This window comes from Pseudomonas sp. LBUM1679 (assembly GCF_059695565.1).
Genome location: NZ_CP166774.1, coordinates 6651485 through 6678305, shown reverse-complemented (window position 1 = coordinate 6678305; position 26821 = coordinate 6651485). Strand labels below are relative to the sequence as shown.

The following is a 26821-nucleotide window of genomic DNA, read 5'->3' as shown; positions in this document are numbered from 1 at the left end:
GCGGTATTAAAAATGCCGTTCGCGCCCGGCAAACAGGTCGCGTAGATTGCCGCGATGACGCCAGACGATCAGCCCTGTGAGCGCGCTCATGGGCAGCAGTGCTGCCGGCTCTTGCCACGCCAGCAATGGCAGGGTCAGCGGCGTGGCGATCAATGCGGCGAGTGAGCTGGTGCGGGTCAGGTAGAACGTCAGCAGCCAGGCGCAGACCGCCAGCAGTGCTGCAGGCGGATAGAGGCCCAGTAACATTCCGGCAGCGGTGGCGACACCCTTGCCGCCGCGAAAGCGGAAGTACAACGGGAACAGGTGGCCGATGACGGCACAGATGCCGATCCAGGCCTGTTCCTGCAGCGAAAGACCCGCAACACCTGCGATCAGCACGGGCAGCAGGCCCTTGCAGAGGTCGCCGAGCAAGGTCAGGGTGGCGAGCTTTTTGCCGGCCAGGCGCAGCATGTTGGTGGCGCCGGCATTACCCGAGCCACTCATTCGCGGATCGGGGTTACCCGTCAGGCGGCTGAGCAAAATGGCAAAGGACAGAGAGCCGAGCAGGTAGGCGAGGGTCGCCAGTAACCAAAACATGCTAACTATTCCGGGCGAGGACGCCCTGATTCTAACGGCGCATTGCGCCCTTGTCGTGCAGCGGAGAAAAGTGCTTGGACAGAGTGTTTATCGAGGGCCTGGAAGTCGACACCGTGATTGGTGCCTACGACTGGGAGCGAGGCATCCGACAGTGCTTGCGACTTGATCTGAGCTTCGCCTGGGATAATCGCCCGGCCGCTGCCGGTGACGACCTGACCCTGGCGCTCGATTACGCGAGCGTTTCGTCGCGCATCCAGGCATTTGCCGAGCAGGCGCAGTTCCAGCTGGTCGAGACGTTTGCCGAGCGCCTGGTTGAAGTCCTGATGAGTGAGTTCAATATCACCTGGGTGCGCCTGAAGCTGACCAAGCCAAGTGCAGTCCCGGCTGCCACGGGTGGTGTGGGCGTGGAGATCGAGCGCGGATGTCGCTGACTCAGGTGTATCTCGGGCTCGGCAGCAATATCGAGCGCGAAGCCCATTTGCAGGCTGGCTTGGAAGCCTTGGCGGGTTTCCTGGTGGATATACGCTGCTCGGCGGTATTCGAAAGTCAGCCAGTGGGGATCAAAAGCGGACCGTTTTTCAATTTCGTGGTCTCGGCCTACACCGATCTACCGCTGATGGAGCTGGACCGTCGGTTGAAATTCATCGAGGCGGACAATGGCCGTTACGCGCCGGACCGCAAGGGTTTGCCGCTGGACATCGACGTGCTGCTGTTTGGTGATCTGGTGGGCAACTTCGATGGCTTGATGCTGCCGCGGGCCGAGATTCTGAAAAATGCCTTTGTGTTGTGGCCGTTGTCGCTGATTGCGCCGGATCGCGTGCATCCGGGCGTCGGCAAGAGCTTTGCGACGTTGTGGAGTGAGGCGCGGATTGATCAGGTGTTGGCGCCGGTGGCGTTTGAGTGGCGTGGTCAGCAGCTGACGCCTTTAAATTTGTTGTGAGGCGGATGACGCCATCGCGGGCAAGCCCGCTCCCACATGTTAGCGTCGTTTACATAATCAACAAACGACTCGCACCTGTGGGAGCGGGCTTGCCCGCGATAGTTTTCAGGCAGACGCCGCTTCTTTGTAAGCCTTCAGCGCCTTGAGGCGTTCGCGTTTGATCGCCTCGCCCAGCTCCGGTCCCTTGAATCCCTTCTCCAGCAACGGCTGAACCGCCACGCTGCGCGCCGCAGTGGCCGCCCTGCGCAAATAATCGGCCTGTGGATAACTTCGTTGCTCCAGCCCTTTGCGGCCACGGGCGTCCATCTCGCACGCCGCGATAAATTCCTCAAACCGCTGGGGTCGACGGTACACGTCGAAACGCTGCAGCAACTCCAGCAAGGTCGACGCTTTCAGCTCCAGGGCGCGATGGCCATGGGTATGATATTCGCCCACCAGCAGCGCCAGTTCCTGGCAATCCCTCGGCGCCTTGAAGCGTTCGTTGACTGCCTTGATCAACTTCAAGCCCTTGTGCTCATGGGCAATGTGGCGGGGCCATTCTTCTTCAGGCGTCAATCCTTTGCCCAGGTCATGCAGGAGACAAGCCCAGCGCACCGTCAGCGGTTGTTTGTACAGCGCTGCTTGCTCAAGCACGCTCAGAGTGTGCACGCCCGTGTCGATTTCCGGATGATGGGCTTGCGGTTGCGGTACGCCGAACAATGCGTCGACTTCCGGCATCAGCACCTTGAGCGCGCCGCACTCGCGCAGCACCTCAATGAACACTTGCGGCTGATCTTCCAGCAGTGCACGAGAAATTTCCTTCCAGCTCCGCTCCGCGGTCAAGGCTTGCAGTTCGCCCGACTCACTGAGTTGGCGCATCAGTTCCAGTGTTTCGGGCGCAACGGTGAAACCCAATTCGGCGTAACGCGCCGCAAAACGGGCAACACGCAGAACCCTGAGTGGATCTTCGGAGAACGCGGGGGAAACGTGGCGCAAAAGGCGCGCCTCAAGATCTTTCTGACCCTGGTAGGGGTCGGTCAAATGCTGTTGATCGTCTTCAGCCATGGCATTGATCGTCAGATCGCGACGGATCAAGTCTTCTTCGAGGGTGACTTCAGGGCTGGCGTGAAAGGTGAAGCCGCCGTAACCGCGCCCGCTTTTGCGTTCGGTCCGGGCGAGGGCGTATTCCTCACCGCTTTTCGGATGAAGAAACACCGGGAAGTCCGCGCCCACCGGGCGAAAGCCCTTGGCGAGCATTTCTTCGGTGGTGGCGCCTACCACGACCCAATCGATATCGGTGACAGGTTTGCCCAGCAGGCGATCGCGAACGGCGCCACCGACTTTATAAATCTGCATAAAAAACCTCCGTTAGCTCGACAGAATAACCTTTGCGTCGAACTTCCGGAGGCAGAAACAGGATCAAAGATGGATGACTGCCAGATCCAGCCGGCCGTATTCTCCTTCGCTGTGCTCGCCTCTGGGCGGAACATGGTGGGTTTTCATCACTTGGTCGCCTTGCAATGTTTCCAGGTGAATGTCGAAGCCCCAGAGGCGATGCAGGTGCTTGAGTACTTCCTCTGTGGACTCGCCCAGCGGTTTTCGGTCGTGTTGCTGGTGGCGCAAGGTCAGGGAACGGTCGCCTCGCCGGTCGATGCTGTAGATCTGCACGTTGGGTTCGCGATTGCCCAGGTTGTACTGCGCCGCCAGGGTTTCCCGGATGATGCGGTAACCTCCTTCGTCGTGAATCGCCGGGACCAGCAGGTCTTCTTTCTGGTCGTCATCGAGAATGCTAAACAGCTTCAGGTCGCGGATCACCTTGGGTGACAGGTACTGCAGGATGAAACTCTCATCCTTGAAGCTGCTCATGGCGAACTTGATGCTTGACAGCCAGTCGGTGCCGGCAATTTCCGGAAACCAGCGGTAATCCTCTTCGGTAGGGTTTTCACACATGCGCCGAATGTCCCGGTACATGGCAAAGCCCAGGGTGTAGGGGTTGATGCCGTTGTAGTAGGGGCTATCGAAACCGGGCTGATAGACCACGCTGGTGTGGGACGTCAGAAACTCCATCATGAAGCCGTCGGTCACCAGGCCTTCGTCGTACAGGTCGTTCATCAGCGTGTAATGCCAGAAGGTGGCCCACCCTTCGTTCATCACCTGGGTCTGGCGTTGTGGATAGAAATACTGCGCGATCTTGCGCACGATCCGTACGATTTCCCGCTGCCAGGGCTCCAGCAAGGGTGCGTGCTTTTCGATGAAGTAGAGGATATTTTCCTGAGGTTCGGCGGGGAAGCGCGCATCGTCCTTGTCGCTGTACTTGTCCGCGCCTTTAGGAATGGTGCGCCACAGGTCATTGATCTGCTTCTGCAGATGTTCTTCCCGATCCTTTTGCCGGCGACGTTCTTCCTCGGCCGAAATCGGATAGGGACGTTTGTAGCGGTCAACGCCGTAGTTCATCAGCGCATGGCAGGAATCGAGTAAATCTTCTACCGCGTCGATGCCGTGGCGCTCTTCGCACCGCATGATGTACTGCTTGGCGAACACCAGGTAATCGATGATCGAGCTGGCATCGGTCCAGGTGCGGAACAGGTAATTGCCCTTGAAGAAGCTGTTATGCCCATAGCAGGCATGCGCGACGACCAGTGCCTGCATGCAGATGGTGTTTTCTTCCATCAGATAGGCGATGCACGGGTCCGAGTTGATCACGATCTCGTAGGCCAGCCCCATCTGGCCGCGACTGTAGGATTTCTCGGTGCTGAGGAAGTGTTTGCCGTAGGACCAATGGTGATAGCCCAGCGGCATGCCGACAGAGGCGTAGGCGTCCATCATCTGCTCTGCGGTGATCACTTCGATCTGGTTGGGGTACGTATCCAGGGCATAACGAGCCGCCAGGCGACTGATTTCCTTGTCGTAGGCCTGGATCAGCTCGAACGTCCATTCGGAGCCGGTGGATATGGGTTGGCGCTTCTGCTCTTTGGCGGTCATGTCACTAACCTGCGCTGGAAGAGTTCACGGAAGACCGGATAGATATCCCCGGCCGAGACCAGTTGTTGCTGGGCAAAAGTGTCAGAGAAGGCTTCGGCGATGCGTTCGTATTCGAACCACAGGGCCTGGTGTTCGCGTGGGGTGATCTCAACGTAAGTGTAGTACTGCACGAACGGCATGATCTGGTTGATCAGGATATCGCGGCAGATCGGTGAGTCGTCGTTCCAGTTGTCGCCATCGGAAGCCTGGGCGGCATAAATGTTCCATTCGTTGCTCGGATAGCGTTCCGCCATGATTTCCTGCATCAGTTTCAAGGCGCTGGAAACGATGGTGCCGCCGGTTTCGCGGGAGTAGAAAAACTCTTCCTCATCCACTTCCCTGGCGCTGGTGTGGTGGCGGATGAACACGACGTCGATCTTGTCGTAGTTGCGCTTGAGAAACAGGTACAACAGGATAAAGAATCGCTTGGCGATGTCCTTGGTCGCCTGGGTCATGGAACCGGATACGTCCATCAGGCAGAACATGACCGCCTTGGAACTCGGGTTGGGTTGTTTGATCAGCAGGTTGTACTTGAGGTCGAAGGTGTCGAGAAACGGAATGCGATGGATGCGCGCACTGAGTTTTTCGATTTCCGCTTCTATTTCCTGAATATCGCCGAAGTTGTCCGGTTCATCCCGTTGGAGTCGGAGAAGTTCTTCCTTGGCTTCGCGCAATTTTGCCCGGCTGCTGCCGGACAGGGCGATTCTGCGCGCATGGGCCGAGCGCAATGTGCGGATAATGTTGATCCGCGACGGATTGCCTTCGTTACTGATACCGGCACGAACGGTCTTGAAGGTATCGGTGCCGGTCAGGTTGCGTTTGACCAGGTTCGGCAGCTCGAGGTCCTCGAACATGAATTCGAGAAATTCCTCCTGGGTGATCTGGAAGACGAACTCGTCCATCCCTTCGCCCGAGTTGCCGGCCTTGCCGGGGCCTCTGCCGCCGCCACCTCCCGGTGGTCGGGCAATATGCTCGCCGCTGGTGAATTCCTTGTTGCCCGGGTGCACGACGGTCTGCTTGCCGCCGCGACCATGGTGAAGCACCGGCTCGTCGATATCGCGGCCGGGAATGCTGATTTGTTCGCCGTGTTCCATATCGGTAATGGAACGCCGGCTGACCGCCTCTTCGACAGCCTTTTTGATGTGATCACGGTAACGCCGCAGAAACCGCTGACGGTTCACCGTGCTCTTGTTCTTGCCATTGAGACGTCGGTCGATCACATAGCTCATGACTGCTCCTTAGAAGCTGTCCTGAAAGGGGCGAGCGGTTATGCAGCATCGACCGTGCCAAGGGATGTTCACGCTCCCCCAAGCGCTTTGGATACTGCCTGAACCTCGCTACCGACTTTCGAACACCTTCCAGAAGCCTGTGTAACAGAAAATGTGTACACAGACCTCTGGCTGACGACAACCGGTCTGACCGGCAGCGGGTTACTGTGATTTTCTGACCCGCAGGTACCACTCGGACAGCAGTCGTACCTGTTTGTCGGTGTAGCCCCGCTCGACCATCCGTGTGACGAAGTCGTTGTGCTTCTGCTGGTCCTCTTTACTGGCCTTGGCGTTGAAGCTGATGACTGGCAGGAGGTCCTCGGTATTGGAGAACATTTTCTTCTCGATGACCACCCGCAGTTTTTCGTAGCTGAGCCAGGTCGGATTCTTGCCATTGTTGTTGGCCCGGGCGCGCAGCACGAAGTTGACGATTTCGTTGCGGAAATCCTTCGGATTGCTGATGCCGGCCGGTTTTTCGATTTTCTCCAGTTCTTCGTTCAGCGCGACGCGGTTGAGGATTTCGCCGGTTTCCGGATCGCGGTATTCCTGGTCCTGGATCCAGAAGTCTGCATACAGCACATAGCGATCGAAGATGTTCTGGCCGTACTCGCTGTAAGACTCGAGATACGCCGTCTGGATTTCCTTGCCGATGAATTCGATATAGCGCGGTGCCAGGTACTCCTTGAGGAAGCGCAGGTAGCGTTCGCGGGTTTCGGCCTGGAACTGTTCCTGTTCGATCTGTTGTTCCAGTACGTAGAGCAAATGCACCGGGTTGGCGGCAATTTCGTGCGGATCGAAGTTGAACACCTTCGACAGGATCTTGAACGCAAAGCGGGTCGACAGACCGTTCATGCCTTCGTCGACGCCGGCGTTGTCGCGGTATTCCTGAATCGACTTGGCCTTGGGATCGGTGTCCTTGAGGTTCTCGCCGTCATACACCCGCATCTTGGAGTAGATATTGGAGTTTTCCGGCTCCTTGAGGCGCGAGAGCACGGTGAACTGGGCGAGCATCTTCAGGGTGTCAGGCGCGCAGTGAGCCTTGGCCAGCGAACTGTTGAACAGGAGCTTGTCGTAGATCTTCACTTCGTCGCTGACCCGCAGGCAGTACGGCACTTTGACGATGTAGATCCGGTCGATGAAGGCTTCGTTGTTCTTGTTGTTGCGGAAGGTGTGCCATTCCGATTCGTTGGAGTGGGCCAGCAGGATCCCGGTGAACGGAATCGCGCCGAGACCTTCGGTACTGTTGTAGTTGCCTTCCTGTGTGGCGGTCAGCAATGGGTGCAGCACCTTGATCGGTGCCTTGAACATTTCGACGAATTCCATCAGGCCCTGGTTGGCCCGGCACAATGCGCCCGAGTAGCTGTAGGCGTCCGCATCGTTCTGCGGGAATTCTTCCAGCTTGCGGATATCGACCTTGCCTACCAGCGCCGAGATGTCCTGGTTGTTCTCGTCGCCCGGTTCGGTTTTGGCCACCGCGATCTGGTTCAGGATCGACGGATACAGTTTCACCACGCGGAACTGGCTGATGTCCCCGCCGAATTCGGCCAGGCGCTTGGTGGCCCATGGCGACATGATGGTGTTGAGGTAGCGCCGCGGAATGCCGAAGTCTTCCTCGAGGATCGCGCCATCTTCAGTGGCGTTGAACAGACCCAGGGGCGATTCGAATACCGGCGAGCCCTTGATCGCGTAGAAGGGCACTTTCTCGATCAGCTGTTTGAGCTTCTCGGCCAGGGACGATTTGCCGCCACCGACGGGGCCGAGCAGGTAGAGGATCTGTTTCTTTTCTTCCAGGCCCTGAGCGGCATGGCGGAAATACGACACGATCTGGTCAATGCATTCTTCCATCCCGTGGAAGTCTTCAAAGGCCGGATAGCGGCGGATCACCTTGTTGGAAAAGATTCGCGACAGTCTCGAGTTGGTCGAGGTGTCGAGCAGCTCCGGTTCACCGATGGCCAGCAACAGACGCTCGGCTGCGGAAACGTAGGCACTGCGGTCCTGTTTGCACAGTTCAAGATACTCTTGCAGCGAGAGTTCTTCCTGGCGTGTGGACTCGAAGCGTTGTTGGAAGTGGCTAAAGATACTCATGACGTCACCTCGCTCGATACGTGGAGCCGACGCCGGATCAGTCAGTCGATGCTGGCAGCAACCGGATATGCAGTTGCTGTTTACCCCCCAGAACCCTTTCAAGGCTTAGCGCCCCGAAAGCTACTCCCGATGACCCGCGCGCCGGTGTACCGGCTCTCCCCTGTTTTGGATGGCCTGCGCTTAAGGATAGTTGCTTATTTGGGAGGTAAAGGCGAGATACGTAATTAGTTGTGGCAGACCGTTCGTCTGCCACCGCGCTAACCCGCGGGGGCCGGGGCCTTGCGCATTACAAAAAAATTATTCGGCAGTGCCTTGCGCTGTTTCCGCAGGATAAGTCGACCGCCACAGTTCGAATCCGCCATCCATGCTGTAGACGTCGGAAAAGCCTTGGCTGATCAGGTAAGCGGCGGCGCTCTGGCTGGAGTTACCGTGATAGCAGACCACTACGGTCGGTGCGTCGAGGTCGGCGGCACGGATGAAATCCGAGATGGAAACGTTGTCCAGATGCTTCGAGCCGGCGATGTGCAGCGCGGCATAAGTTTGCGGATCGCGAACATCGACCACCACTGCGCCTTGTTCGCGCAGGGCCTGGGCCTGTTCCGGGGGGATACGTTTGAATTCGCTCATGGCGGGCTCCTGTGGCTCGGCTGAAAGCGCAGTCTAGCGCGGGGCGCTGGCTGGCGATGGTTCGGTCATTCGTGGGGCGACTGGCGGCACGGCGGCATGCCCCTGCGCGTCGCATTTACAAGACAGGCGTTCGCCGCTGTCGACATTCATGAGCGTCAAGGCACCGCCCCAGACACAGCCGGTGTCGAGGGCTGAAATCCCTGGCTCGTTGCATTGACCCTCGAGTGCTGCCCAATGGCCGAAAATGATCTTCAGGCCCTTGGTCTTGCGTTCCTTGTGCTGGAACCAGGGTTTGTACCCTGCCGGCGCAGTATCGAGACCTTCCTTGCTCTTGAGGTCAAGCTTGCCCTCGGCGGTGCAAAAGCGCATCCGGGTGAAATAGTTGGTGATTACTCGCAGGCGCGCGATCCCCTTGAGGTCGTTGTCCCATTTCGCCGGATCGTTGCCGTACATGCCATCGAGGTAGGCTGGAAACAGGTTGTCGTCGCGCAGGGCGGTCTCGACCTCGGCAGCGCACTTCAGGGCTTTGCGCAGTGACCATTGCGGCGGAACGCCGGCATGCACCAGCGCAACATTTCGTTGTTCGTCGTAGTGCATGAGTTTTTGCTGGCGCAACCAGTCCAGCAGCTCGGCGCAATCAGGTGCTTCGATGATTTCGCGTAGGGTGTCGGCTTTCTTCAGGCGTTCGATGTTCTGCCCGGCGGCCAGCAAATGCAGGTCGTGGTTGCCGAGTACGCACACCAGCGACTCGCGGATGCCATAGAGAAAACGCAGGGTCTCGAGCGATTGAGGGCCACGGTTGACCAGGTCGCCCACCAGCCACAGGCGATCCTTCGTTGGGTCGAAGGTAACCTGCTTGAGCAGGCATTGCAGGGCCTCAAGGCAGCCTTGGAGGTCGCCGACGGCATACGTCGCCATCAGTGCAGGGCTCCGGGCACCGCCAGGCGGAATGGAGCGATGACAGCGTCGAAATGCTTACCATCATCGGCAATCATTTGATAAGTGCCCTGCATGGTGCCGACCTTGGTGGTCATGACCGTGCCACTGCTGTAGGTGTGGTTATGGCCTGGCTCGATCAACGGTTGCTGGCCAACCACGCCTGCCCCGCGAACTTCTTCGACATGCCCGTCGCCATCGGTGATTACCCAATGCCGCGACAACAGCTTGGCCGGTAACTCGCCGTTATTGTGCACGGTGATGGTGTACGCAAAGGCAAAGCGGGAGTGCTCGGGTTGCGATTGTTCTGCCAGATAGCGAGTGACGACGCTGACGTCGACCTGATAACGAGGATCGGACATGCAAGAGGCCTTAAAAACGAAGCGGGACGCGGGGCGTAGCTGATGGAACTCAGTCTAGGCCAAGTATCGGGTAGTAAACCAGACATGAAGGCTGGTGTCCTACCCGATAACGCTTATCGCCTGTCAGTCGGCGCTGGGCTTGTTCAGGACTTGTTCGCTCAGCGTGTCGGCCAGGCGCACGAAGGCGGCGAGGTCGAGTTGCTCGGGGCGCAGGCTGCCATCGACACCGGCAGCTTCGATTTCGGCATTGCTTAGCAGCAGCTTGAGGGTGTTGCGCAGGGTCTTGCGTCGTTGATTGAAGGCTTCACGCACGACGCGTTCCAGCAGCTTGTGATCCTTGGCCGGGTGCGGCAGCACCGCGTGAGGCACCAGGCGCACGATGGCCGAGTCGACTTTCGGCGGTGGATTGAACGCCCCCGGGCCAACGTTGAACAGGTGTTCGACCCGGCAGTGGTACTGAACCATGATCGATAGCCGACCCCAATCACCACCACCCGGACCTGCGGCCATGCGCTCGACCACTTCCTTTTGCAGCATGAAGTGCATGTCGCGGATCAGGCTGGCGTTGTGCAGGAGGTGAAAAATCAGCGGCGTAGAGATGTTGTACGGCAGGTTGCCGACCACTCGCAGACTGTTCGGTGCCGCGCCAAGGCTGTTGAAGTCGAACTTCAGTGCGTCGCCCTGGTGCAGGTTGAAGTTGCTCTTGCCGGCAAATTGCTGGTTGAGGATCGGGATCAGATCCTTGTCCAGTTCCACCACGTCGAGCTGGGCACCACTGCTGAGCAGGCCTTGAGTCAGCGCGCCCTGGCCCGGCCCGATTTCCAGCAGGCGGTCTTCGGGTTTGGCGTGGATGGAGCGCAGGATTCGGTCGATAACGCCAGCATCATGCAGGAAGTTCTGGCCGAAACGCTTGCGCGCCCGGTGTTGGTAATGCTCGGTCATAAACGGGTCTCGGCCATCTGGTAGGCGGTTTCCAGGGCGACTTGCAGGCTGCCGGTGTCAATCTTGCCGCTGCCGGCCAGATCCAGGGCGGTGCCGTGGTCGACCGAGGTGCGAATGATCGGCAGGCCGAGGGTCACGTTGACTGCCGCGCCGAAACCTTTGTATTTCAGCACGGGCAGGCCCTGGTCGTGGTACATCGCCAGCACCGCATCGCAGTGCTCCAGATATTTTGGGGTAAACAGAGTGTCGGCGGGGAGGGGGCCGCGAAGGTCCATGCCCTCGCCGCGCAAGCGCTCTAATGTGGGTTCGATGATGTCGATTTCTTCATGGCCCAGGTGTCCGCCTTCGCCGGCATGGGGGTTGAGCCCGCAGACCAGGATGCGTGGCCGGGCGATGCCGAATTTTTCTTGCAGATCGGCATGCAGGATTCGTGTGACCCGTTCCAGGCGCTCCGGCGTGATGGCGTCGGCAATCTCGCGCAGGGGCAGGTGAGTGGTGACCAGCGCTACACGCAATCCGCGAGTAGCGAGCATCATCACCACTTGCGCGGTCTGGGTCAGGTCAGCGAGAAACTCCGTGTGCCCGGAAAAAGCGATGCCGGATTCGTTGATCACGCCCTTGTGGACGGGGGCGGTGATCATGCCGGCAAAATGCCCATCCAGGCAGCCCTGGCCAGCGCGGGTGAGGGTCTCCAGAACGAACGCCGCATTGGCCTTGTCCAGTTGCCCGGCCGTGACCCTGGCGTTGAGCGGAGTATCCCAGACGTACAGGCTATTGGCCGGCGCAGGTACATCCGGCCAGCTGTCCGGCGCAACCGGCAGTAGATCGACCACCACGCCCAGCTGCGCGGCCCGCTCAAGGAGCAGGTCGCGGCTGGTAATGGCAATCAGGGGATGAGGCTGGGCTTGCGACGCGAGCAGCAGGCACAGGTCAGGACCTATGCCGGCCGGTTCGCCGGGTGTCAGCGCGAAACGTTTGGGTTTCACTGCGTTGCCTGGTCTGCACCAGGGAGTTTGATCTCTACGTACGCTTCGTCACGGATCTGACGCAGCCAGGTTTGCAGCTCTTCGTCATATTTGCGGTTACGCAATACGGTCATCGCTTGCTGTTCACGGGCCTGACTGGTGCTGTCGGTGGCGCGGCGGCCCAGGACTTCCAGGACGTGCCAGCCATATTGGGTCTGGAATGGCTTGGACAGCTGACCTTGCGGGGTCTTGGCCATCACTTCGCGGAATTCAGGGACCAATGCATTCGGGTCGATCCAGTTCAGGTCACCACCGTTAAGAGCGGAGCCCGGGTCTTCCGAGAAGTTTTTCGCCAGTTCGCCGAAATCTTCTCCCGCTTCGATCCGGGTGTAGAGCGACTGGGCCAGGGCCTTGGTTTTTTCTTCGTCGCGGATCGGGCTGGGTTTGACCAGGATATGACGCACATGCACTTCGTCACGCACCTGGGTCTCGCCGCCACGCTTGTCGAGGATCTTCAGGATGATGAAGCCGCCCGGCGTACGCATCGGTTGGGTAATGTCGCCGACAGCCATGGTGCTGAGCAGGCGATCGAACGGAGGTGGCAGTTGAGCGGCTTTACGCCAGCCCATGTCCCCGCCTTCCAGTGCGGTTTCGCTGGCGGATTTGGCGATTGCCAGTTGACCGAAGTCAGCGCCTTGCTTGAGCTGCTGGTAGACCGCGTCGGCCTGATTGGCTGCATTCTGAATCGCGTCGGAATTGGCGCTTTCCGGCGTAGGAATCAGGATGTTGGCCAGACGGAACTCTTCGGACAGCTGCATTTTGCCCAGATCCGACGCCAGGAAGTTCTTCACTTCTTGCTCGGAGACCTGGATGCGCTCGGCCACACGACGCTGACGCACACGGCTGATGATCATTTCGCGGCGAATCTGGTCACGGGCTTCGTCGTAAGACAGGCCGTCGCGAGTCAGGGCAGCGCGGAACTGATCCACGGACATGTTGTTGCGCTGGGCAATGGTGCCGACAGCCTGGTTCAGCTCTTCATCGGTAATGCGGATCCCCGAGCGTTCGCCGATCTGCAGTTGCAGGTTCTCGACGATCAGACGCTCGAGCACCTGCTGATCCAGCACGTTGGCCGGCGGTACCGCAGCACCGCGCTTGGCGATGGTTTGCTGAACTTCATGGACCCGTTGGTCCAATTGGCTCTGCATGACCACGTCGTTGTCGACGATGGCCACCACTTTATCGATGGACTGTACCGAGGCGTTGGCCGCGGTACCCAGGAACAGCGCGCCCAGCATTAGCGGGCGCAGACAATCAGAAAGCTTGGTCTTCACGTTCACGATAACCTTGGATGCCTTTGTCGAGGAAGCTCTCTACTTTAGAGCCGGTGAGGCCGCCGAGTCCCTTCAGAACGATTTGGAGGAAGATGCCATGGTCGCCTTTTTCGTTTTCCGGCGCGTCCTGACTGGTTTCGTCATAGTCGACCCAGTAACGGTTGATCAGGCGCAATTTCCAGCAGCAATTGTCGTACTCGAAACCACCGAAGGCTTCCAGGGTACGGTTGCGGTTGTAGTCATATTGCCAGCGGCTGATCAGGTTCCATTGCGGCACGATCGGCCACATCACCGAGAAGTCGTGCTGCTGGATCTTGTAGTAGTCCTTCACGTAGCCAGGTTGACCCGGAGTGCCGTAGTCACCGCCGCCCACCGACCATTGACCGGTGTTCTGGTCGTAACGGACCTGGTCATTGCGATAGCGATAGCCGGCGTTGATAACCTTGTTCGGGTTGTCTTCAGGCTGGTAGTGGAACATCGCGCTGCCCGAGCGAGGGCTGCGGCTGTCCGGGTCCCAGTTGTAATCGGCGGTGGTGCGCCAATCGCGGTTCCAGCGGTATTCGTATTCCAGGGCGTAAGGCGAAACGTCCGACTGTGCGTCCTTGCGGGTATTGGCATCGATGCCGGGCAGCTGGACCTTGCGATCCTTGAAGTAGAGAGCCTGGCCGACGCTGATGCGTTGACGTTCGAAACCGTTGTCTTCAATCCAGCGGTTGGTGATGCCCAGCGACAGTTTGTTCTCGTCGCCGACACGGTCGGAGCCGGAGAAACGATTGTCGCGGAACAGCGACGCGTAATTGAAGGTGTACTCGCTGGTGTCGAAGACTGGAATGTCTTCCTGATCCGTTTCCGGAACGTAGAGGTAAAACAGGCGCGGCTCAAGGGTCTGGCGGTAGTTTTTGCCGAACCATTGGGTGTTGCGGTCGAAGTACAGGCCGCTGTCGATGCTGGCAATCGGCACGCCACGGTTCTGGTTGCTGTCGAAGGTGCCGTTGAGTCGGTCCTGTTCTGCGCTCTGCGCGGCAATCTCGGATTTGCCTGTACCGTCCAGGTCCAGCTGGTACTGCGTGTACTGATACTTGAGCGTTGGTTTCACGAAACCATACGTCCAGTCCAGCGGCAGGCTCACGGCTGGCGCCAGGTTGAGACGGTCGCCAGTGGCGCGTGCCAGGCCTTGGACGTTGGTGTCCAGGCGCGGGCTTAAATTGCCGTTTTCGTCCGAGAAGTTGCCGGTTTTCAGATCCCGGTCAAACCTCACGAGCTCGGTGTTATACGAGAAGTCCAGGCCGCCCGGATGGTAGGGCAGCGCACCATCGAAGGTGATCTGCGGCAAACGATCATACGGTGTGATATTCGAGACGGTCGCCAGCTGATAAGCCTGGGCGTTGACGCGAGCGGTGTAACTGTCGCCGCGATAGCTGACGGAACCTTGCTGGTTCACGTAATCAGAGCTTTTCACGCCAATCTGGTCAGTCTGCAGATCCTGGAAGTAATACGGATCGCTGATTTTGGTGTAGTCGACCTGGGAGAAGACGCGCGAGTCGAGGCCGCCCTTGTGTTGCCAGTTGTACATGTAGCGGGTTTTTTCGTAGTCGGTCTGCAGCTTGCGATCGTCATTCTCGTCGTTGAGGTACGCGGCGCCGAACTGACCTTCGCTGGACGGGGTCAGGTAACGGAACTCGCCTTCCATCAACAAGCCGCGCTTGCTCATGTAGCGCGGGTACAACGTGGCATCGTAGTTCGGTGCCAGGTTGAAGTAATACGGGGTGACCAGCAAGAAGCCGGTATCGCTGCCGGTACCGATGGTCGGCGGCAGGAAGCCCGACTGGCGACGGTCATCGATCGGGAAATAGATATACGGCGTGTACAGGACCGGAATGTCCTTGACCCGCAGTGTCACGTTGGTCGCGGTGCCGAAGCCGGTGGCCGGGTTCAGGGTGATGTTGTTGCCCTTGAGCTGCCAGGCGTTGCTGTTCGGTTCGCAGGTGGTGTACGTACCATCCTTTAGGCGGATGATCGCGTTTTCGGCGCGTCTGGCGTACAGCGCGCTGCCGCGAATGCGCGATTTGTGCATCACGTATTCGGCGTTGTCGACCTTGGCTTCACCGGTGTCGAGCTGTACATCGGCGTGGTCGCCGACGATCAGTGCGCCGTTGTCGCGAACGCGCACGTTACCGCTCAGTTCGCCACGGCTCTCGGCCTGGTAGAGATTCGCTTCGTCGGCTTCGACCTGCATGCTGCCCTGACGCATGACCACGTCGCCGGCCAGGGTAGCGACCTGCTCCTCCTGCTTATAGCGAGAGGCTTTGGCGCCGATAAAGGTTGGCGCGTCACTTTTATCCGTCTTGTCATTCATGCCAGGACGAATCGGTTCGACATAGGAACCCGCGCAGTAAGGACCGGTTTCAGCCAGTTGCGCTGCCGTGAGGTTCTCACGTGGAACCCAGTCGAGGTGACTGTAGTCTTCACTACGCGATTTCAGGCCGCGGCCCTTGGCTTCGGTCACCAGTACTGGCTTGGCACCGGTGTCTTGACTGACACTGCCGTCAGCCGGCGTCTCGCCACCCGCGCTGACAGGGCTGCCCTCATGGGCGGGGCGCGGTGGCAAGGCAGCTGCTGGAGATTTCGGTGCACAGTTCCAGGCACCCGAAGCAGAGACGGAGCAGTCATACTGTTCCGCGGCGGCCACGAACGAAGTGGCGAACGGTTGCAGTGCCAGCAGACTGCCGGTCACCAACAACGGAAATTTTTTACGAAACGCGGGGGATTTCAATGCCATCTTATTAGTCCGGGCTTCCTGCGTGCCATCTGCCCGCGGTGTGGGCCGCACGCCTCTCGATGGTCTGAAAAAGATGCTGGATAATAAAGCATGACCCGCTTGACGGCTAGCGCCGTCGGAGACCCTTGCAATGCCTGACCAAGATGTACGTTTGCAACACCTGAAAGTTTGGCTCGATGAGCAGTTGCCGATCCTCTTTGCAGAACAAGGCTGGGGAGCCGTGCCCCCGGCCACGTTGACCGCAGCCAGTAGCGACGCGAGTTTCCGGCGCTACTTTCGCTGGGAAGGCGAGGGCAGAAGCTTTGTTGTGATGGACGCTCCGCCCCCTAAGGAAAACTGCAAACCCTTCGTGGATATTGCTTTTCTGCTGGCGAAATCCGGAATAAATGTGCCGAAAATCTATGCCGAAGACCTTGAACGTGGGTTTCTGTTGCTCAATGACCTGGGCAACAAGACTTATCTGGACGTGATTGACAGCGAAAATGCCGACGACTTGTTCAAGGATGCCGTGCAAGCGCTGCTGGCTTTTCAGCAGTTGCCGATGGTCGCACCGCTGCCGAGTTATGACGTGGCCTTGTTGCGACGCGAGCTGGAATTGTTTCCCGAATGGTACGTGAAGTGCGAGCTGGGTATCGAGTTCGACCCGGCTCAGCAAATGCTCTGGCAGCAGGTCAGCGAGTTATTGATCGATAGCGCCCTGGCCCAGCCCAAGGTCCTGGTGCATCGCGATTACATGCCGCGCAACCTGATGCTCAGTGAGCCGAATCCGGGGGTGCTCGATTTCCAGGATGCGGTCTATGGCCCGGTGACTTACGACGTGACCTGCCTGTTCAAGGATGCGTTCCTCAGCTGGCCCGAGGAGCGTGTACGCGGCTGGCTGGAAGATTACTGGCGGCAGGCGGGCGATCTCGGGATCCCGGTTCAGCCCGACGTCGAGGATTTCCTGCGCGCCAGCGACCTGATGGGTGTGCAACGCCACTTGAAAGTGATCGGCATCTTCGCCCGGATCTGCCACCGCGACGGCAAGCCGCGTTACCTGGGGGATGTGCCGCGCTTCTTTGCGTACATGGAAGCCGTGGTCGCGCGCCGTCCCGAATTGGCTGAGCTGGGTGTATTGCTGGCCAGTCTGCGCGCTGGAGCGAATGCATGAAGGCGATGATTCTGGCGGCAGGCAAAGGCGAGCGCATGCGCCCGTTGACCCTGACCACGCCAAAACCGCTGGTTCGCGCCGGCGGGGTGCCGCTGATCGAGTATCACCTGCGCGCGCTGGCCGCCGCGGGTTTTACCGAGATCGTGATCAATCACGCCTGGCTCGGCCAGCAGATCGAAGACTACCTGAGCGACGGCTCGCAGTATGGCGTGAGTATTCAATACTCGCCGGAAGGTGAGCCGCTCGAAACCGGCGGCGGGATCTTCCGCGCGTTGCCATTGCTGGGGAATGAAGCCTTTTTAGTGGTCAACGGTGACATCTGGACTGATTACGACTTCAGCCTGTTGCATCGGCCCATTGCCGGGCTGGCTCATCTGGTGCTGGCCGATAATCCGGCCCATCACCCGGCCGGGGACTTCAATCTGATCGACGGACAGGTGCGTGACGGTCTGTCGGGCTCTGCCACCCTGACCTACAGCGGCGTCGCGGTGCTGCACCCGCAGCTGTTCGCCGGTTGCGCGGCAGGGGCTTTCAAGCTTGCGCCGCTGCTGCGCACCGCCATGGCAGACGGGCAAGTGTCCGGCGAGCACCTGAACGGAGTCTGGGTAGATGTCGGCACACACGAGCGTCTGGCTGAAGTGGACACTCTGATAGAAGCGAGACGCTGAGATGCTGTGGCCAGGGACTCTGATCGGAGCCGGAGCGGGCTATGCCATTGCCAGCATTCCGGGGGCCATGCTCGGCGCTTTGCTGGGCCAGGCGCTGGATCGGCGCCTGCAACTGCAGAGCTGGGCGGATGTGCGAGAAAAGTTCGGCGGCCGGCCGACGCTGCGCAACGATGAACTGTTGTTCGTGTTGTTGGGACGGCTGGCCAAGTGCGATGGGCGGGTGGTGGATGGCCACATCCAGCAGGCGCGCCAGGAGATGCGCTCGCTGGAAATGACCGAATCGGCACAGCGACGTGCAATTGCGGCGTTCAATCGCGGGAAGTCGGGGCATGACCGGTTGCGCGGTCATATGCGCCGCTTGAGTGCTCAACCCCATGCCGCCGAAGGCGTCTTGCGTGCGTGTTGGCGGATGATCTGGGCCGATGGCCGCGCCGGTGTGGGTGAGCTTGAGCTGGTAGCCCAGTGGGGTCATTGGCTGGGCTGGACCCGGCAACAGGTGCAAGCGTTGGCCAACGACTATGAACCGCAGAAGCGTCCGTCGATCAGCGGCGCCGTGACCTATCAAGAGGCTTTGCGGCTATTGGGCGTGTCCGCCACCAGCGAGCCGGCGCAGATCAAGCGCGCGTATCGACGCCTGCTCAGCCGCCATCATCCGGACAAGATCGCCGGCAGTGGTGCGACGGCGTTGCAGGTTCGCGAGGCGACCGACAAAACCCGTGAACTGCATACGGCCTACACATTGATTCGTGAGCGGCGGGATTTTCGCTAGAAGGAAAGGGTTTTGTTGTCTGTAATGCCGCCTTCGCGAGCAAGCCCGCTCCCACATTAGATCTTCAGGGACACAGAAGCTGTGGACGACCGAGATCAATGTGGGAGCGGGCTTGCCCGCGATGAGGGCGACTCGGTCTATCGGTTTTCCGCAGGCTGAGGATTCAACCACCCCCGAACCCGACGGACCAATTGCTCTTGCTCAGCCTTGGTGTCACCCGGCAAGGCCTTGAGCGACACCTGGCTGAAACCCGAAGCCTTCAAACGTTTGCTCGCCTGCAAACGTTCCAGCGCCGCGTTGCGATCCACCGGCTTATCCCTGTAGAAAATGTCTGCAGTCGGCAGCTTCAATGTGGGTGTGAGTTCAGCCAGTCCGGGTTTCGCGCTAACTGGCGTCCGGGCGGCGACCATCACCAGTTTTTCGACCTGCGGGGGCTGTTTTTCGCTCAGGTAGCGCGCGGTCCAGTAAGCACCGGTGCCATGACCCAAGACAACGATACTGCGGGCGCTTTGCTGTTCGGCGTAGGCAATGGCCGCGTCGATGCGGGCGAAGATTCGTTCGGCGTCAGCCCCGGCCCGTTCCTCGGTGGTTTCGACGATCGCCTTGTCCGCCACCTCCGCTTCGCCGCCAACGGCCTGCTCGATGGGCGCGGCGGTGGTGGCATCCTTGCTGCCGGTCTCGGGCGCTTTGAGCGTTGGCGGCATTTCAGCGATACGTGGCGCAATGGCATCGCTTTGCGGGTCCGGCAAGGTGATACTCAGGCTGCTCCACCCGGCATCCGGCAATGTGCGCCGCAATGGAGCGATTGCTTGCGGCCAGTCAACGGTTTCGCCAGCGCCCGGGATGATAATCACCGCGCCTTTGGGGCTGGCGGTATTGGCCGGTTTCCACAGGGCCAGAAAGGTATCGGCGCCGGCTTGCAGTTGTTGCTGTTCCTGGACCGGGACCTGTCGCTCAAGGGCGGTCGCGTCTTCCTGGCTTCGCTCTGGCAACGGCGGGCGCTCAAGCGGTTTTTCTGCGGTTTTTCCCGCGGCACCGGAAGCCTGATCGGCCGCCTCGACGGAAAAGGCCCAAGGCAGGATCAGCGACAGGCACAATGCTGGCAATGCCAGGCGGTAGACAGGGAGCATCGGATAGTCCAGGCCAGAAGTGATTCTGCAGCCTAATGGGTTGGTCAGTATTTGTCAGTGTGGGACTTCTATGATGCGTTTTCGCTGCCTTTGGGTTATCGGCTGTTTGTGGTTCCCCTCGCTGAGCTGGGCGGCGTCCGCGCCTCCAGCGCACGTCACGCCATTGTCCACGGACCAGCAGCAATGGCTGGCCGAGCATCGTGAATTGCGCGTCGGACTGTTGCTGCAAGTGCCTTACGCCCAATACGATCGCCGCTTGCAGCGCCTGTCGGGGATTAACGTCGAGCTGATGCAATGGCTGGCCAAATCACTCAAGGTTGAACTGAGATGGCGGCACTTTTCCGACCTTGCGCAGTTGGAAGCCGCTGCGCGTGAAGGGGCAATCGATATCGCTCCAGGGCTGAGTCAAACCCCTGGCGGTCTGCGTCTCTGGCAGTTTTCCGATCCGTACATGCGGGTACCGCAGCTGGTGGTCAGCGACCAGAAAAGCACCGGCACAGTGGAGCTGGAAAAACTCGACAGTCAGACCCGCGTCGCCGTGCGCATGCCCAGCGCCACGGCCGATTACCTGCGCGGCAATTATCCGCATTTGAACCTCCAGGGCGTACCGATCGAGCGCCAGGCACTGCAACTGTTGACGAATCAGCAAGCCAGTTACGCCGTGGTCGATGAAGCCCAGCTGGGACGCCTGTCCGTCGAGCCCGAGTTCGCCGCGCTGGTCGTGGTCGGTGACATTGGCCTGCCGCAACTGCTGCGGGTGGCCACGCGCCGGGACTGGCCGGAGCTGGCCGGTATCGTCGAAAGCGCATTGCGGGCGATCCCGGCCAAGGATCTGGAACAGTTGCACAGTCAATGGCTGCAACCCAAGTACCCGCGGCTGACCGAATCGCCGGGTTTCTGGCAAAACCTGTCTCTGCTGTTGACCGTGCTGATGCTGAGCAGCATGGCCATCGTGTTCTGGCAACGTCGGCAGCAGCACAGTCTGGAGCAACGGTTATTGGCGGCGCGGGAAGACATTGCCCTGCGTACTGCCAGCGAAGAAGCCTTGCGCCTTACGCAGTTTTCCATCGACCAGAGCACCGTCGGCATTCTCTGGGTCAACTGGGACAGCCGTGTGCGCTACGCCAACCACGCGGCCGAGACCATGTTGGGCTATCCGGCAGGCGGGATCATCGACAGACCGTTGATCGACTTTGAGCCGGGTCTGCACATGGACCGCTGGTTGAACCTGTGGAAGCGCGCCCGGGCCAGTGAAGAGGGCCCGCAAAGTTTCGAGACCCACTGCGTGCGCGCCGATGGCAGCATTCTGCCAGCGGATGTTTCGTTGAGCTTCCTGCGTTTTCGCGACGGCGAATACCTGGTGGTTTACCTCAATGATGTCACCGAACGTCGCCGCGCCCTGGCTGCGCTGCAGGAAAGCGAAGCGCGACTGCAAGGGATCGCCGCCAATGTTCCGGGACTGGTCTTCCGGCTGGAGCGTGCGCCGGTCACCGGGCAGATCGACTTTGCCTACATCAGTGAAGGCAGCGAGAGCCTGGTAGGTTACTCGCCGACCGTCCTGGCTCATCGCGACAAAGGCTTGCGCAGTCTGGTGCATCCGGACGATAAGGCCAGCTATCACCAGACTCAGGACCATGCGCTGGACACCGACAGCGACTGGTCGTGGCAAGGACGGATTCTCACCCGTTCGGGCGAGCAACGCTGGGCGGAGATCAAGGCCATTACCCGCCGGCTCGAAGACGGTGCCTATGTCTGGGACGGCATTGTCTGGGACATCAGCGAGAGCAAGCGCATCGAGCTGGAACTGGCCAGCTCCCGGGGACAATTGCGTGAGTTGTCCGCTCACCTGGAGAGTGTGCGGGAGGAGGAAAAGGCGCACATCGCCCGGGAAGTTCATGACGAGCTGGGTCAGATGTTGACCGTGTTGAAGCTGGAAACGTCCATGTGCGAACTGGCCTACGCCCAGCTCGATCCCGGTCTGAACGAACGCTTGAACAGCATGAAGCGCTTGATCGCTCAGTTGTTCCAACTGGTGCGCGATGTGGCGACGGCGCTGCGCCCACCGATTCTCGATGCCGGGATTGCATCGGCCATCGAATGGCAGGCCCGCCGTTTCGAGGCGCGTACGCAGATTCCGTGTCTGGTGCAGGTGCCGGACAATCTGCCAGTGCTCAGTGATGCCAAGGCGATTGGCTTGTTCCGGATCCTTCAGGAAGCGCTGACCAATGTCATGCGCCATGCCCGGGCGCATACTGTCGAGCTGACATTGGCGCTGGAAGGCGACGAGTTGTGCCTGACGGTCAGTGATGATGGCGTAGGATTCGTCCCCGCCACCGGCAGGTCGACATCCTTTGGTGTGGTCGGCATGCGCGAGCGGGTGTTGATCATGGGCGGTCAACTGTCGCTTGAAAGTGAGCCGGGGGAAGGCACGACCTTGAGTGTGCGAGTGCCGGTGGGTGAAGCCTGAAGATAAAGTGGTGTCTGTGCCGACGTCTTCGCGAGCAGGTCGAATCGTCGCACCGTCGCTCCCACAGGGGTTCGGTAAGTGCACAAATCTCTGGAACACCGAAGTCCAATGTGGGAGCGAGCCTGCTCCGGGCGGCGTTCCGACGAATGATCTTGAATCTGGAGAAGAACGTGATCCGTGTACTGGTAGCCGAAGACCACACCATCGTCCGCGAAGGCATCAAGCAGTTGATCGGCCTGGCCAAGGACCTTCTGGTGGTAGGGGAGGCGAGCAATGGCGAGCAGTTGCTCGAAACCTTGCGTCATGTTCCCTGCGAAGTGGTGTTGCTGGATATCTCCATGCCTGGGGTCAATGGTCTGGAAGCCATTCCGCGGATTCGCGCAATGAACAATCCACCGGCGATTCTGGTGTTGTCGATGCACGACGAAGCCCAAATGGCCGCCCGTGCGTTGAAGGTCGGCGCCGCCGGTTACGCCACCAAGGACAGCGATCCGGCCCTGCTCCTGACCGCGATCCGCAAAGTCGCCGCGGGCGGGCGTTACATTGATCCGGACCTGGCCGATCGCATGGTCTTCGAAGTCGGTCTTACCGACTCGCGGCCGTTGCACTCGTTGCTCTCGGAGCGTGAATTCTCGGTGTTCGAACGCCTGGCGCAAGGCGCCAACGTCAACGACATCGCCCAGCAACTGGCTTTGAGCAGCAAGACCATCAGCACCCACAAGGCGCGACTGATGCAGAAGCTCAACATCACCTCCCTGGCGGAACTGGTGAAGTACGCGATGGAGCACAAGCTCCTCTAATACATCGAATCCCACTGATTCACTGCAACCCCCTGTGGGAGCGAGCTTGCTCGCGATAGCGGCGGGTCAGTGACAGAAATGCTGAATGTGCTGCCGTCATCGCGAGCAAGCTCGCTCCCACAGGGATAGTGGTGGCATGTCCATTTACGACACGCCTTCAAATCCGCTTTTGCCCGGTCTTGTGGCTTGCAGCTTCAAACCTGCCGCTGTCTCTATCTATTCCCGCCATCCTTGTAGGGCAATCCCTACCCCCAACCTTCCATCCGGCTGAGGCCATTCTCTCCTGCGCCCCGATTTGCGTGGTCACTGGTGTCCACTAGGCTTAGTCCACAGCAGTCATCAACAACAAAGGTGTGGGTATGAGCCAGGTCGATTCAAGCGCAGGGGCCAGCGACATTCTGGTCAGCTTTCGTGGAGTGCAGAAGAGCTACGACGGCGAGAACCTGATCGTCAAAGACCTCAACCTGGACATTCGCAAAGGCGAATTCCTCACCTTGCTCGGGCCGTCCGGCTCCGGCAAGACCACCAGCCTGATGATGCTCGCCGGTTTTGAGACCCCGACCGCCGGCGAAATCCTGCTGGCCGGGCGCTCCATCAACAACGTGCCGCCGCACAAGCGCGACATCGGCATGGTGTTCCAGAACTACGCGTTGTTCCCGCACATGACGGTGGCCGAGAACCTGGCGTTCCCGTTGACCGTGCGCGGTTTGAACAAGAACGATGTCAGCGACAAGGTCAAAAAAGTCCTGAGCATGGTCCAGCTCGATGCGTTCGCCCAGCGTTATCCGGCGCAGTTGTCCGGTGGTCAGCAACAACGTGTGGCCCTGGCCCGTGCCTTGGTGTTCGAACCGCAACTGGTGCTGATGGACGAACCTCTCGGTGCGCTGGACAAACAATTGCGCGAACACATGCAGATGGAGATCAAGCATCTGCACCAGCGCCTGGGCGTAACGGTGGTCTACGTGACCCACGACCAGGGCGAAGCCCTGACCATGTCCGACCGTGTGGCGGTATTCCATCAGGGCGAAATCCAGCAGATCGCTGCGCCACGTTCCCTCTATGAAGAACCGAAGAACACCTTCGTCGCCAACTTCATCGGCGAGAACAACCGTCTCAATGGCCGCTTGCATAGCCACACCGGTGACCGCTGCGTCGTCGAGCTCGGTCGCGGTGAAAAGGTTGAAGCCCTGGCGGTCAATGTCGGCAAGACCGGCGAGCCCGTCACGCTGTCGATTCGCCCGGAACGCGTGAGCCTCAATGGTTCGAGCGAATCCTGCGTCAACCGCTTCTCGGGGAGGGTGGCGGAATTCATCTATTTGGGCGACCACGTCCGGGTTCGCCTGGAAGTCTGCGGCAAGACCGACTTCTTCGTGAAACAACCGATTGCCGAGCTCGATCCCAAGCTGGCGGTTGGCGACGTGGTACCGCTTGGCTGGCAGGTCGAACACGTTCGCGCGCTCGACCCGCTTCTAGAGGCGCATTGATCGCCCTCCTGCTTCAACAACACCAACCCTGCACGTGGAGAGAACAATAAATGTTGAGATCCCTGAAATTCACCGCTTTGGTCATGGGCATGATCGGTGCGGCACACGCGATGGCGGCGGGCCCGGACCTGACCGTGGTGTCCTTTGGCGGGGCGAACAAGGCGGCGCAGGTCAAAGCCTTCTACGCACCGTGGGAAGCGGCAGGCAACGGCAAGATCGTGGCGGGCGAGTACAACGGCGAGATGGCCAAGGTCAAGGCCATGGTCGACACCAAGAGCGTGTCCTGGGACCTGGTGGAAGTTGAATCGCCGGAACTGTCCCGTGGTTGCGACGAAGACATGTTCGAGCAACTCGATCCCGCGCTGTTCGGCAAGAATGAAGACTATGTCAAAGGCGCTATCCAGCCGTGCGGCGTGGGCTTCTTCGTGTGGTCGACCGTGCTGGCCTACAACGCCGACAAGCTGAAAACCGCACCGACCAGCTGGGTCGATTTCTGGGACACCAAGAAATTCCCGGGTAAACGCGGCCTGCGTAAAGGCGCCAAGTACACCCTGGAATTCGCACTGATGGCTGATGGCGTTGCGCCGAAAGACGTCTACAAAGTGCTGGCCGGCAAGGATGGTCAGGATCGCGCGTTCAAGAAGCTCGATGAGCTCAAACCAAGCATTCAGTGGTGGGAAGCCGGCGCACAACCGCCGCAATACCTCGCTTCCGGTGACGTGGTCATGAGCTCGGCCTACAACGGCCGGATCGCTGCGGTGCAGAAAGAAAGCAACCTGAAAGTGGTGTGGAACGGCGGCATCTACGACTTCGACGCCTGGGCCATTCCAAAAGGTCTGGACGCCAAGCGCGCTGAAGCGGCGAAGAAATTCATCGCGTTCTCGGTGCAGCCGCAACAGCAGAAGACCTATTCGGAAAACATCGCTTACGGCCCGGCCAACGTACAAGCCGTGCCGCTGTTGGCCAAGGATATCCTGAAGGACATGCCGACCACCCCGGAAAACATCGCCAACCAGGTGCAGATCGACGTCAGCTTCTGGGCTGACAACGGCGAGCAACTGGAACAGCGTTTCAATTCCTGGGCTGCAAAATAAGACCACCCCGTGGGCTTATCCACTCCTGTAGGAGCGTGGCTTGCCCGCGAAGACGGCGTGTCAGTCAGCATCAATGTTGAATGTGCCGACGCTTTCGCGGGCAAGCCACGCTCCTACAGGGGTGATGTGTAGCGATTAAGAACAGAGGTGGCTTGCCTTCCTTTGCAACGATCAAAGATTTCCGGAGTACGCCATGGCCACCGCCATTCCCCTGAACGCGGGCACAGACCCCACCTTGAAGCAGCGGCTCAAGCATGCCGAGCGGATCAACCGCTGGAAGGCCCAGGCGTTGATCGCGCCGCTGGTGCTGTTTCTGCTGCTGGTGTTCCTGGTGCCGATCGTGGCGCTGCTCTACAAAAGCGTCGGTAACCCGGAAGTGGTCGGCGGCATGCCGCGCACCGTGGCGGCCATCGCCAGCTGGGACGGCCGCGGCCTGCCCGCTGAACCGGTTTACAAGGCGGCCAGTGAAGACCTGGCCGCAGCCCGCAAGAATCAGACCTTGGGCGACCTGTCCAAGCGCTTGAACATGGAGTTGGCCGGCTATCGCAGCCTGCTGACCAAAACCGCACGCGCCTTGCCGTTCGCCACCGAACCGGCCTCTTATAAAGAAGCGCTGGAAGGTCTCGACGAGCGCTGGGGCGACCCGGCCTACTGGCAAGCCGTACGCCGCAACACCAGCAGCATTACGCCGTACTACCTGCTGGCGGCGGTGGACCACCGGATCGACGACCTCGGCGAAATCGCCCCCGCCACCCCCGATCAGGCCATCTACCTCGATATCTTCGCCCGAACCTTCTGGATGGGCCTGATCATCACCGTGATCTGCCTGGTGCTGGCTTATCCATTGGCCTATCTGCTGGCGAACTTGCCATCGCGGCAAAGCAACCTGCTGATGATTCTCGTTCTGCTGCCGTTCTGGACCTCGATTCTGGTGCGGGTCGCGGCGTGGATCGTGCTGCTGCAATCGGGCGGCCTGATCAACAGCGGTCTGATGGCCATGGGCATCATCGATAAGCCGCTGGAGCTGGTGTTCAACCGTACCGGGGTCTACATCTCGATGGTGCACATCCTGCTGCCATTCATGATCCTGCCGATCTACAGCGTGATGAAAGGCATCTCGCCGACTTACATGCGTGCGGCGATTTCCCTCGGCTGCCACCCGTTCGCCAGTTTCTGGCGGGTGTACTTCCCGCAAACCTATGCCGGCGTCGGCGCCGGTTGCCTGTTGGTGTTCATCCTTGCCATCGGCTACTACATCACCCCGGCCTTGCTGGGCAGCCCGAACGATCAAATGGTCAGTTACTTCGTCGCCTTCTACACCAACACCAGCATCAACTGGGGCATGGCGACCGCGCTCGGTGGGCTGCTGCTGTTGGCGACCGTGGTGCTGTATCTGATTTACAACTGGCTGGTGGGCGCCAGTCGCCTGCGCCTGAGCTAAGGGG

Annotated in this window: 23 protein-coding genes; 10 read left to right on the top strand and 13 right to left on the bottom strand. The window is 59.8% G+C overall.

Annotated features, from left to right (window positions below; all coding sequences use genetic code 11):
- Nucleotides 1–6: 6 nt before the first annotated feature.
- Entirely contained in the window at nucleotides 7–576 is a 570-nt protein-coding gene (gene plsY / locus ACA062_RS30600) for a glycerol-3-phosphate 1-O-acyltransferase PlsY (RefSeq protein WP_150765319.1), read from the bottom strand.
- A 74-nt stretch (nucleotides 577–650) separates the two neighbouring features.
- Between plsY and folB the strand changes: the two genes are divergently transcribed.
- Entirely contained in the window at nucleotides 651–1007 is a 357-nt protein-coding gene (gene folB, locus ACA062_RS30595) for a dihydroneopterin aldolase (protein ID WP_497454304.1), read from the top strand.
- Nucleotides 998–1516 (top strand): 2-amino-4-hydroxy-6-hydroxymethyldihydropteridine diphosphokinase, encoded by a 519-nt coding sequence (gene folK / locus ACA062_RS30590; RefSeq protein ID WP_497454303.1) that lies wholly within the window; start codon nucleotides 998–1000, stop codon nucleotides 1514–1516. The genes folB and folK overlap by 10 nt, the downstream gene beginning before the upstream one ends.
- A 105-nt stretch (nucleotides 1517–1621) precedes the next feature.
- Here folK and ACA062_RS30585 read toward each other — a convergent pair whose 3' ends face one another.
- From ACA062_RS30585 to ACA062_RS30535, 11 genes are all read right to left on the bottom strand, one after another.
- Nucleotides 1622–2851 (bottom strand): multifunctional CCA addition/repair protein, encoded by a 1230-nt coding sequence (locus ACA062_RS30585; RefSeq protein WP_497454302.1) that lies wholly within the window; start codon nucleotides 2849–2851, stop codon nucleotides 1622–1624.
- Nucleotides 2852–2914: 63 nt separating this feature from the next.
- A complete protein-coding gene (locus ACA062_RS30580; RefSeq protein ID WP_497454301.1) occupies nucleotides 2915–4477 on the bottom strand; it encodes a SpoVR family protein in 1563 nt (520 codons plus the stop codon).
- A complete protein-coding gene (locus ACA062_RS30575) occupies nucleotides 4474–5745 on the bottom strand; it encodes a YeaH/YhbH family protein (protein ID WP_128873970.1) in 1272 nt (423 codons plus the stop codon). The genes ACA062_RS30580 and ACA062_RS30575 overlap by 4 nt, the downstream gene beginning before the upstream one ends.
- A gap of 201 nt (nucleotides 5746–5946) precedes the next feature.
- The gene (locus ACA062_RS30570; RefSeq protein ID WP_045059965.1) at nucleotides 5947–7869 is read right to left on the bottom strand and encodes a PrkA family serine protein kinase; all 1923 of its coding nucleotides are present in this window, start codon (nucleotides 7867–7869) and stop codon (nucleotides 5947–5949) included.
- A 297-nt stretch (nucleotides 7870–8166) separates the two neighbouring features.
- Nucleotides 8167–8496, bottom strand: coding sequence for a thiosulfate sulfurtransferase GlpE (gene glpE, locus ACA062_RS30565; protein WP_497454300.1), 330 nt, complete (start codon nucleotides 8494–8496; stop codon nucleotides 8167–8169).
- A gap of 33 nt (nucleotides 8497–8529) precedes the next feature.
- Entirely contained in the window at nucleotides 8530–9414 is an 885-nt protein-coding gene (locus tag ACA062_RS30560) for a symmetrical bis(5'-nucleosyl)-tetraphosphatase (protein ID WP_497454299.1), read from the bottom strand.
- On the bottom strand, nucleotides 9414–9794 hold the full coding sequence (gene apaG / locus ACA062_RS30555) for a Co2+/Mg2+ efflux facilitator ApaG/CorD (RefSeq protein ID WP_497454298.1): 381 nt from the start codon (nucleotides 9792–9794) through the stop codon (nucleotides 9414–9416). Before apaG ends, ACA062_RS30560 begins: the two co-directional genes overlap by 1 nt.
- Before the next feature lie 123 nt (nucleotides 9795–9917).
- The gene (rsmA, locus tag ACA062_RS30550) at nucleotides 9918–10736 is read right to left on the bottom strand and encodes a 16S rRNA (adenine(1518)-N(6)/adenine(1519)-N(6))-dimethyltransferase RsmA (RefSeq protein ID WP_497454297.1); all 819 of its coding nucleotides are present in this window, start codon (nucleotides 10734–10736) and stop codon (nucleotides 9918–9920) included.
- Nucleotides 10733–11722, bottom strand: a complete 990-nt coding sequence (gene pdxA, locus ACA062_RS30545; RefSeq protein ID WP_497454296.1) for a 4-hydroxythreonine-4-phosphate dehydrogenase PdxA — start codon at nucleotides 11720–11722, stop codon at nucleotides 10733–10735. Before pdxA ends, rsmA begins: the two co-directional genes overlap by 4 nt.
- Nucleotides 11719–13035, bottom strand: coding sequence for a peptidylprolyl isomerase SurA (gene surA, locus ACA062_RS30540; RefSeq protein ID WP_497454295.1), 1317 nt, complete (start codon nucleotides 13033–13035; stop codon nucleotides 11719–11721). The genes pdxA and surA overlap by 4 nt, the downstream gene beginning before the upstream one ends.
- The gene (locus ACA062_RS30535) at nucleotides 13016–15814 is read right to left on the bottom strand and encodes an LPS-assembly protein LptD (RefSeq protein ID WP_497454294.1); all 2799 of its coding nucleotides are present in this window, start codon (nucleotides 15812–15814) and stop codon (nucleotides 13016–13018) included. Before ACA062_RS30535 ends, surA begins: the two co-directional genes overlap by 20 nt.
- Before the next feature lie 130 nt (nucleotides 15815–15944).
- Between ACA062_RS30535 and ACA062_RS30530 the strand changes: the two genes are divergently transcribed.
- Genes ACA062_RS30530 through ACA062_RS30520 form a run of 3 tightly spaced genes read left to right on the top strand, consistent with a single transcriptional unit; the run spans nucleotide 15945 to nucleotide 18401 of the window.
- Complete coding sequence (locus ACA062_RS30530) at nucleotides 15945–16964, top strand: aminoglycoside phosphotransferase family protein (protein WP_497454293.1); 1020 nt, start codon at nucleotides 15945–15947, stop codon at nucleotides 16962–16964.
- The gene (gene murU / locus ACA062_RS30525; protein ID WP_497454292.1) at nucleotides 16961–17632 is read left to right on the top strand and encodes an N-acetylmuramate alpha-1-phosphate uridylyltransferase MurU; all 672 of its coding nucleotides are present in this window, start codon (nucleotides 16961–16963) and stop codon (nucleotides 17630–17632) included. Before ACA062_RS30530 ends, murU begins: the two co-directional genes overlap by 4 nt.
- 1 nt (nucleotide 17633) lies before the next feature.
- Entirely contained in the window at nucleotides 17634–18401 is a 768-nt protein-coding gene (locus tag ACA062_RS30520) for a DnaJ domain-containing protein (protein WP_497454291.1), read from the top strand.
- A gap of 137 nt (nucleotides 18402–18538) precedes the next feature.
- On the opposite strand, the gene ACA062_RS30515 is transcribed toward ACA062_RS30520, so the two are convergent.
- Complete coding sequence (locus tag ACA062_RS30515) at nucleotides 18539–19531, bottom strand: alpha/beta hydrolase family protein (protein ID WP_497454290.1); 993 nt, start codon at nucleotides 19529–19531, stop codon at nucleotides 18539–18541.
- Between the two features lie 70 nt (nucleotides 19532–19601).
- Between ACA062_RS30515 and ACA062_RS30510 the strand changes: the two genes are divergently transcribed.
- From ACA062_RS30510 to ACA062_RS30490, 5 genes are all read left to right on the top strand, one after another.
- Nucleotides 19602–21998: a PAS domain-containing sensor histidine kinase gene (locus ACA062_RS30510; protein ID WP_497454289.1), complete on the top strand. Its 2397-nt coding sequence runs from the start codon at nucleotides 19602–19604 to the stop codon at nucleotides 21996–21998.
- 146 nt (nucleotides 21999–22144) lie between these two features.
- The gene (locus tag ACA062_RS30505) at nucleotides 22145–22798 is read left to right on the top strand and encodes a response regulator (RefSeq protein WP_497454288.1); all 654 of its coding nucleotides are present in this window, start codon (nucleotides 22145–22147) and stop codon (nucleotides 22796–22798) included.
- Nucleotides 22799–23157: 359 nt separating this feature from the next.
- Nucleotides 23158–24282 carry an ABC transporter ATP-binding protein gene (locus ACA062_RS30500; protein ID WP_497454287.1) on the top strand — a complete coding sequence of 375 codons (1125 nt, stop codon included), beginning with the start codon at nucleotides 23158–23160 and terminating at the stop codon, nucleotides 24280–24282.
- Between the two features lie 50 nt (nucleotides 24283–24332).
- Complete coding sequence (locus ACA062_RS30495; RefSeq protein ID WP_497454286.1) at nucleotides 24333–25376, top strand: ABC transporter substrate-binding protein; 1044 nt, start codon at nucleotides 24333–24335, stop codon at nucleotides 25374–25376.
- 193 nt (nucleotides 25377–25569) lie between these two features.
- Nucleotides 25570–26817, top strand: coding sequence for an ABC transporter permease (locus ACA062_RS30490; RefSeq protein WP_497454285.1), 1248 nt, complete (start codon nucleotides 25570–25572; stop codon nucleotides 26815–26817).
- Nucleotides 26818–26821 lie beyond the last annotated feature (4 nt).

Excerpts from the sequence above, each read along its gene's own strand:
- ACA062_RS30585 (WP_497454302.1), bottom strand. The coding sequence starts at position 2,851 with ATGCAGATTTATAAAGTCGGTGGCGCCGTTCGCGATCGCCTGCTGGGC.
- ACA062_RS30520 (WP_497454291.1), top strand. The coding sequence starts at position 17,634 with ATGCTGTGGCCAGGGACTCTGATCGGAGCCGGAGCGGGCTATGCCATT.
- ACA062_RS30515 (WP_497454290.1), bottom strand. The coding sequence starts at position 19,531 with ATGCTCCCTGTCTACCGCCTGGCATTGCCAGCATTGTGCCTGTCGCTG.
- ACA062_RS30510 (WP_497454289.1), top strand. The coding sequence starts at position 19,602 with ATGATGCGTTTTCGCTGCCTTTGGGTTATCGGCTGTTTGTGGTTCCCC.
- ACA062_RS30495 (WP_497454286.1), top strand. The coding sequence starts at position 24,333 with ATGTTGAGATCCCTGAAATTCACCGCTTTGGTCATGGGCATGATCGGT.
- ACA062_RS30500 (WP_497454287.1), top strand. The coding sequence starts at position 23,158 with ATGAGCCAGGTCGATTCAAGCGCAGGGGCCAGCGACATTCTGGTCAGC.
- glpE (WP_497454300.1), bottom strand. The coding sequence starts at position 8,496 with ATGAGCGAATTCAAACGTATCCCCCCGGAACAGGCCCAGGCCCTGCGC.
- ACA062_RS30560 (WP_497454299.1), bottom strand. The coding sequence starts at position 9,414 with ATGGCGACGTATGCCGTCGGCGACCTCCAAGGCTGCCTTGAGGCCCTG.
- ACA062_RS30505 (WP_497454288.1), top strand. The coding sequence starts at position 22,145 with ATGATCTTGAATCTGGAGAAGAACGTGATCCGTGTACTGGTAGCCGAA.
- folK (WP_497454303.1), top strand. The coding sequence starts at position 998 with ATGTCGCTGACTCAGGTGTATCTCGGGCTCGGCAGCAATATCGAGCGC.
- ACA062_RS30490 (WP_497454285.1), top strand. The coding sequence starts at position 25,570 with ATGGCCACCGCCATTCCCCTGAACGCGGGCACAGACCCCACCTTGAAG.
- rsmA (WP_497454297.1), bottom strand. The coding sequence starts at position 10,736 with ATGACCGAGCATTACCAACACCGGGCGCGCAAGCGTTTCGGCCAGAAC.
- ACA062_RS30570 (WP_045059965.1), bottom strand. The coding sequence starts at position 7,869 with ATGAGTATCTTTAGCCACTTCCAACAACGCTTCGAGTCCACACGCCAG.
- ACA062_RS30535 (WP_497454294.1), bottom strand. The coding sequence starts at position 15,814 with ATGGCATTGAAATCCCCCGCGTTTCGTAAAAAATTTCCGTTGTTGGTG.
- murU (WP_497454292.1), top strand. The coding sequence starts at position 16,961 with ATGAAGGCGATGATTCTGGCGGCAGGCAAAGGCGAGCGCATGCGCCCG.
- ACA062_RS30530 (WP_497454293.1), top strand. The coding sequence starts at position 15,945 with ATGCCTGACCAAGATGTACGTTTGCAACACCTGAAAGTTTGGCTCGAT.
- ACA062_RS30580 (WP_497454301.1), bottom strand. The coding sequence starts at position 4,477 with ATGACCGCCAAAGAGCAGAAGCGCCAACCCATATCCACCGGCTCCGAA.
- apaG (WP_497454298.1), bottom strand. The coding sequence starts at position 9,794 with ATGTCCGATCCTCGTTATCAGGTCGACGTCAGCGTCGTCACTCGCTAT.
- ACA062_RS30575 (WP_128873970.1), bottom strand. The coding sequence starts at position 5,745 with ATGAGCTATGTGATCGACCGACGTCTCAATGGCAAGAACAAGAGCACG.
- plsY (WP_150765319.1), bottom strand. The coding sequence starts at position 576 with ATGTTTTGGTTACTGGCGACCCTCGCCTACCTGCTCGGCTCTCTGTCC.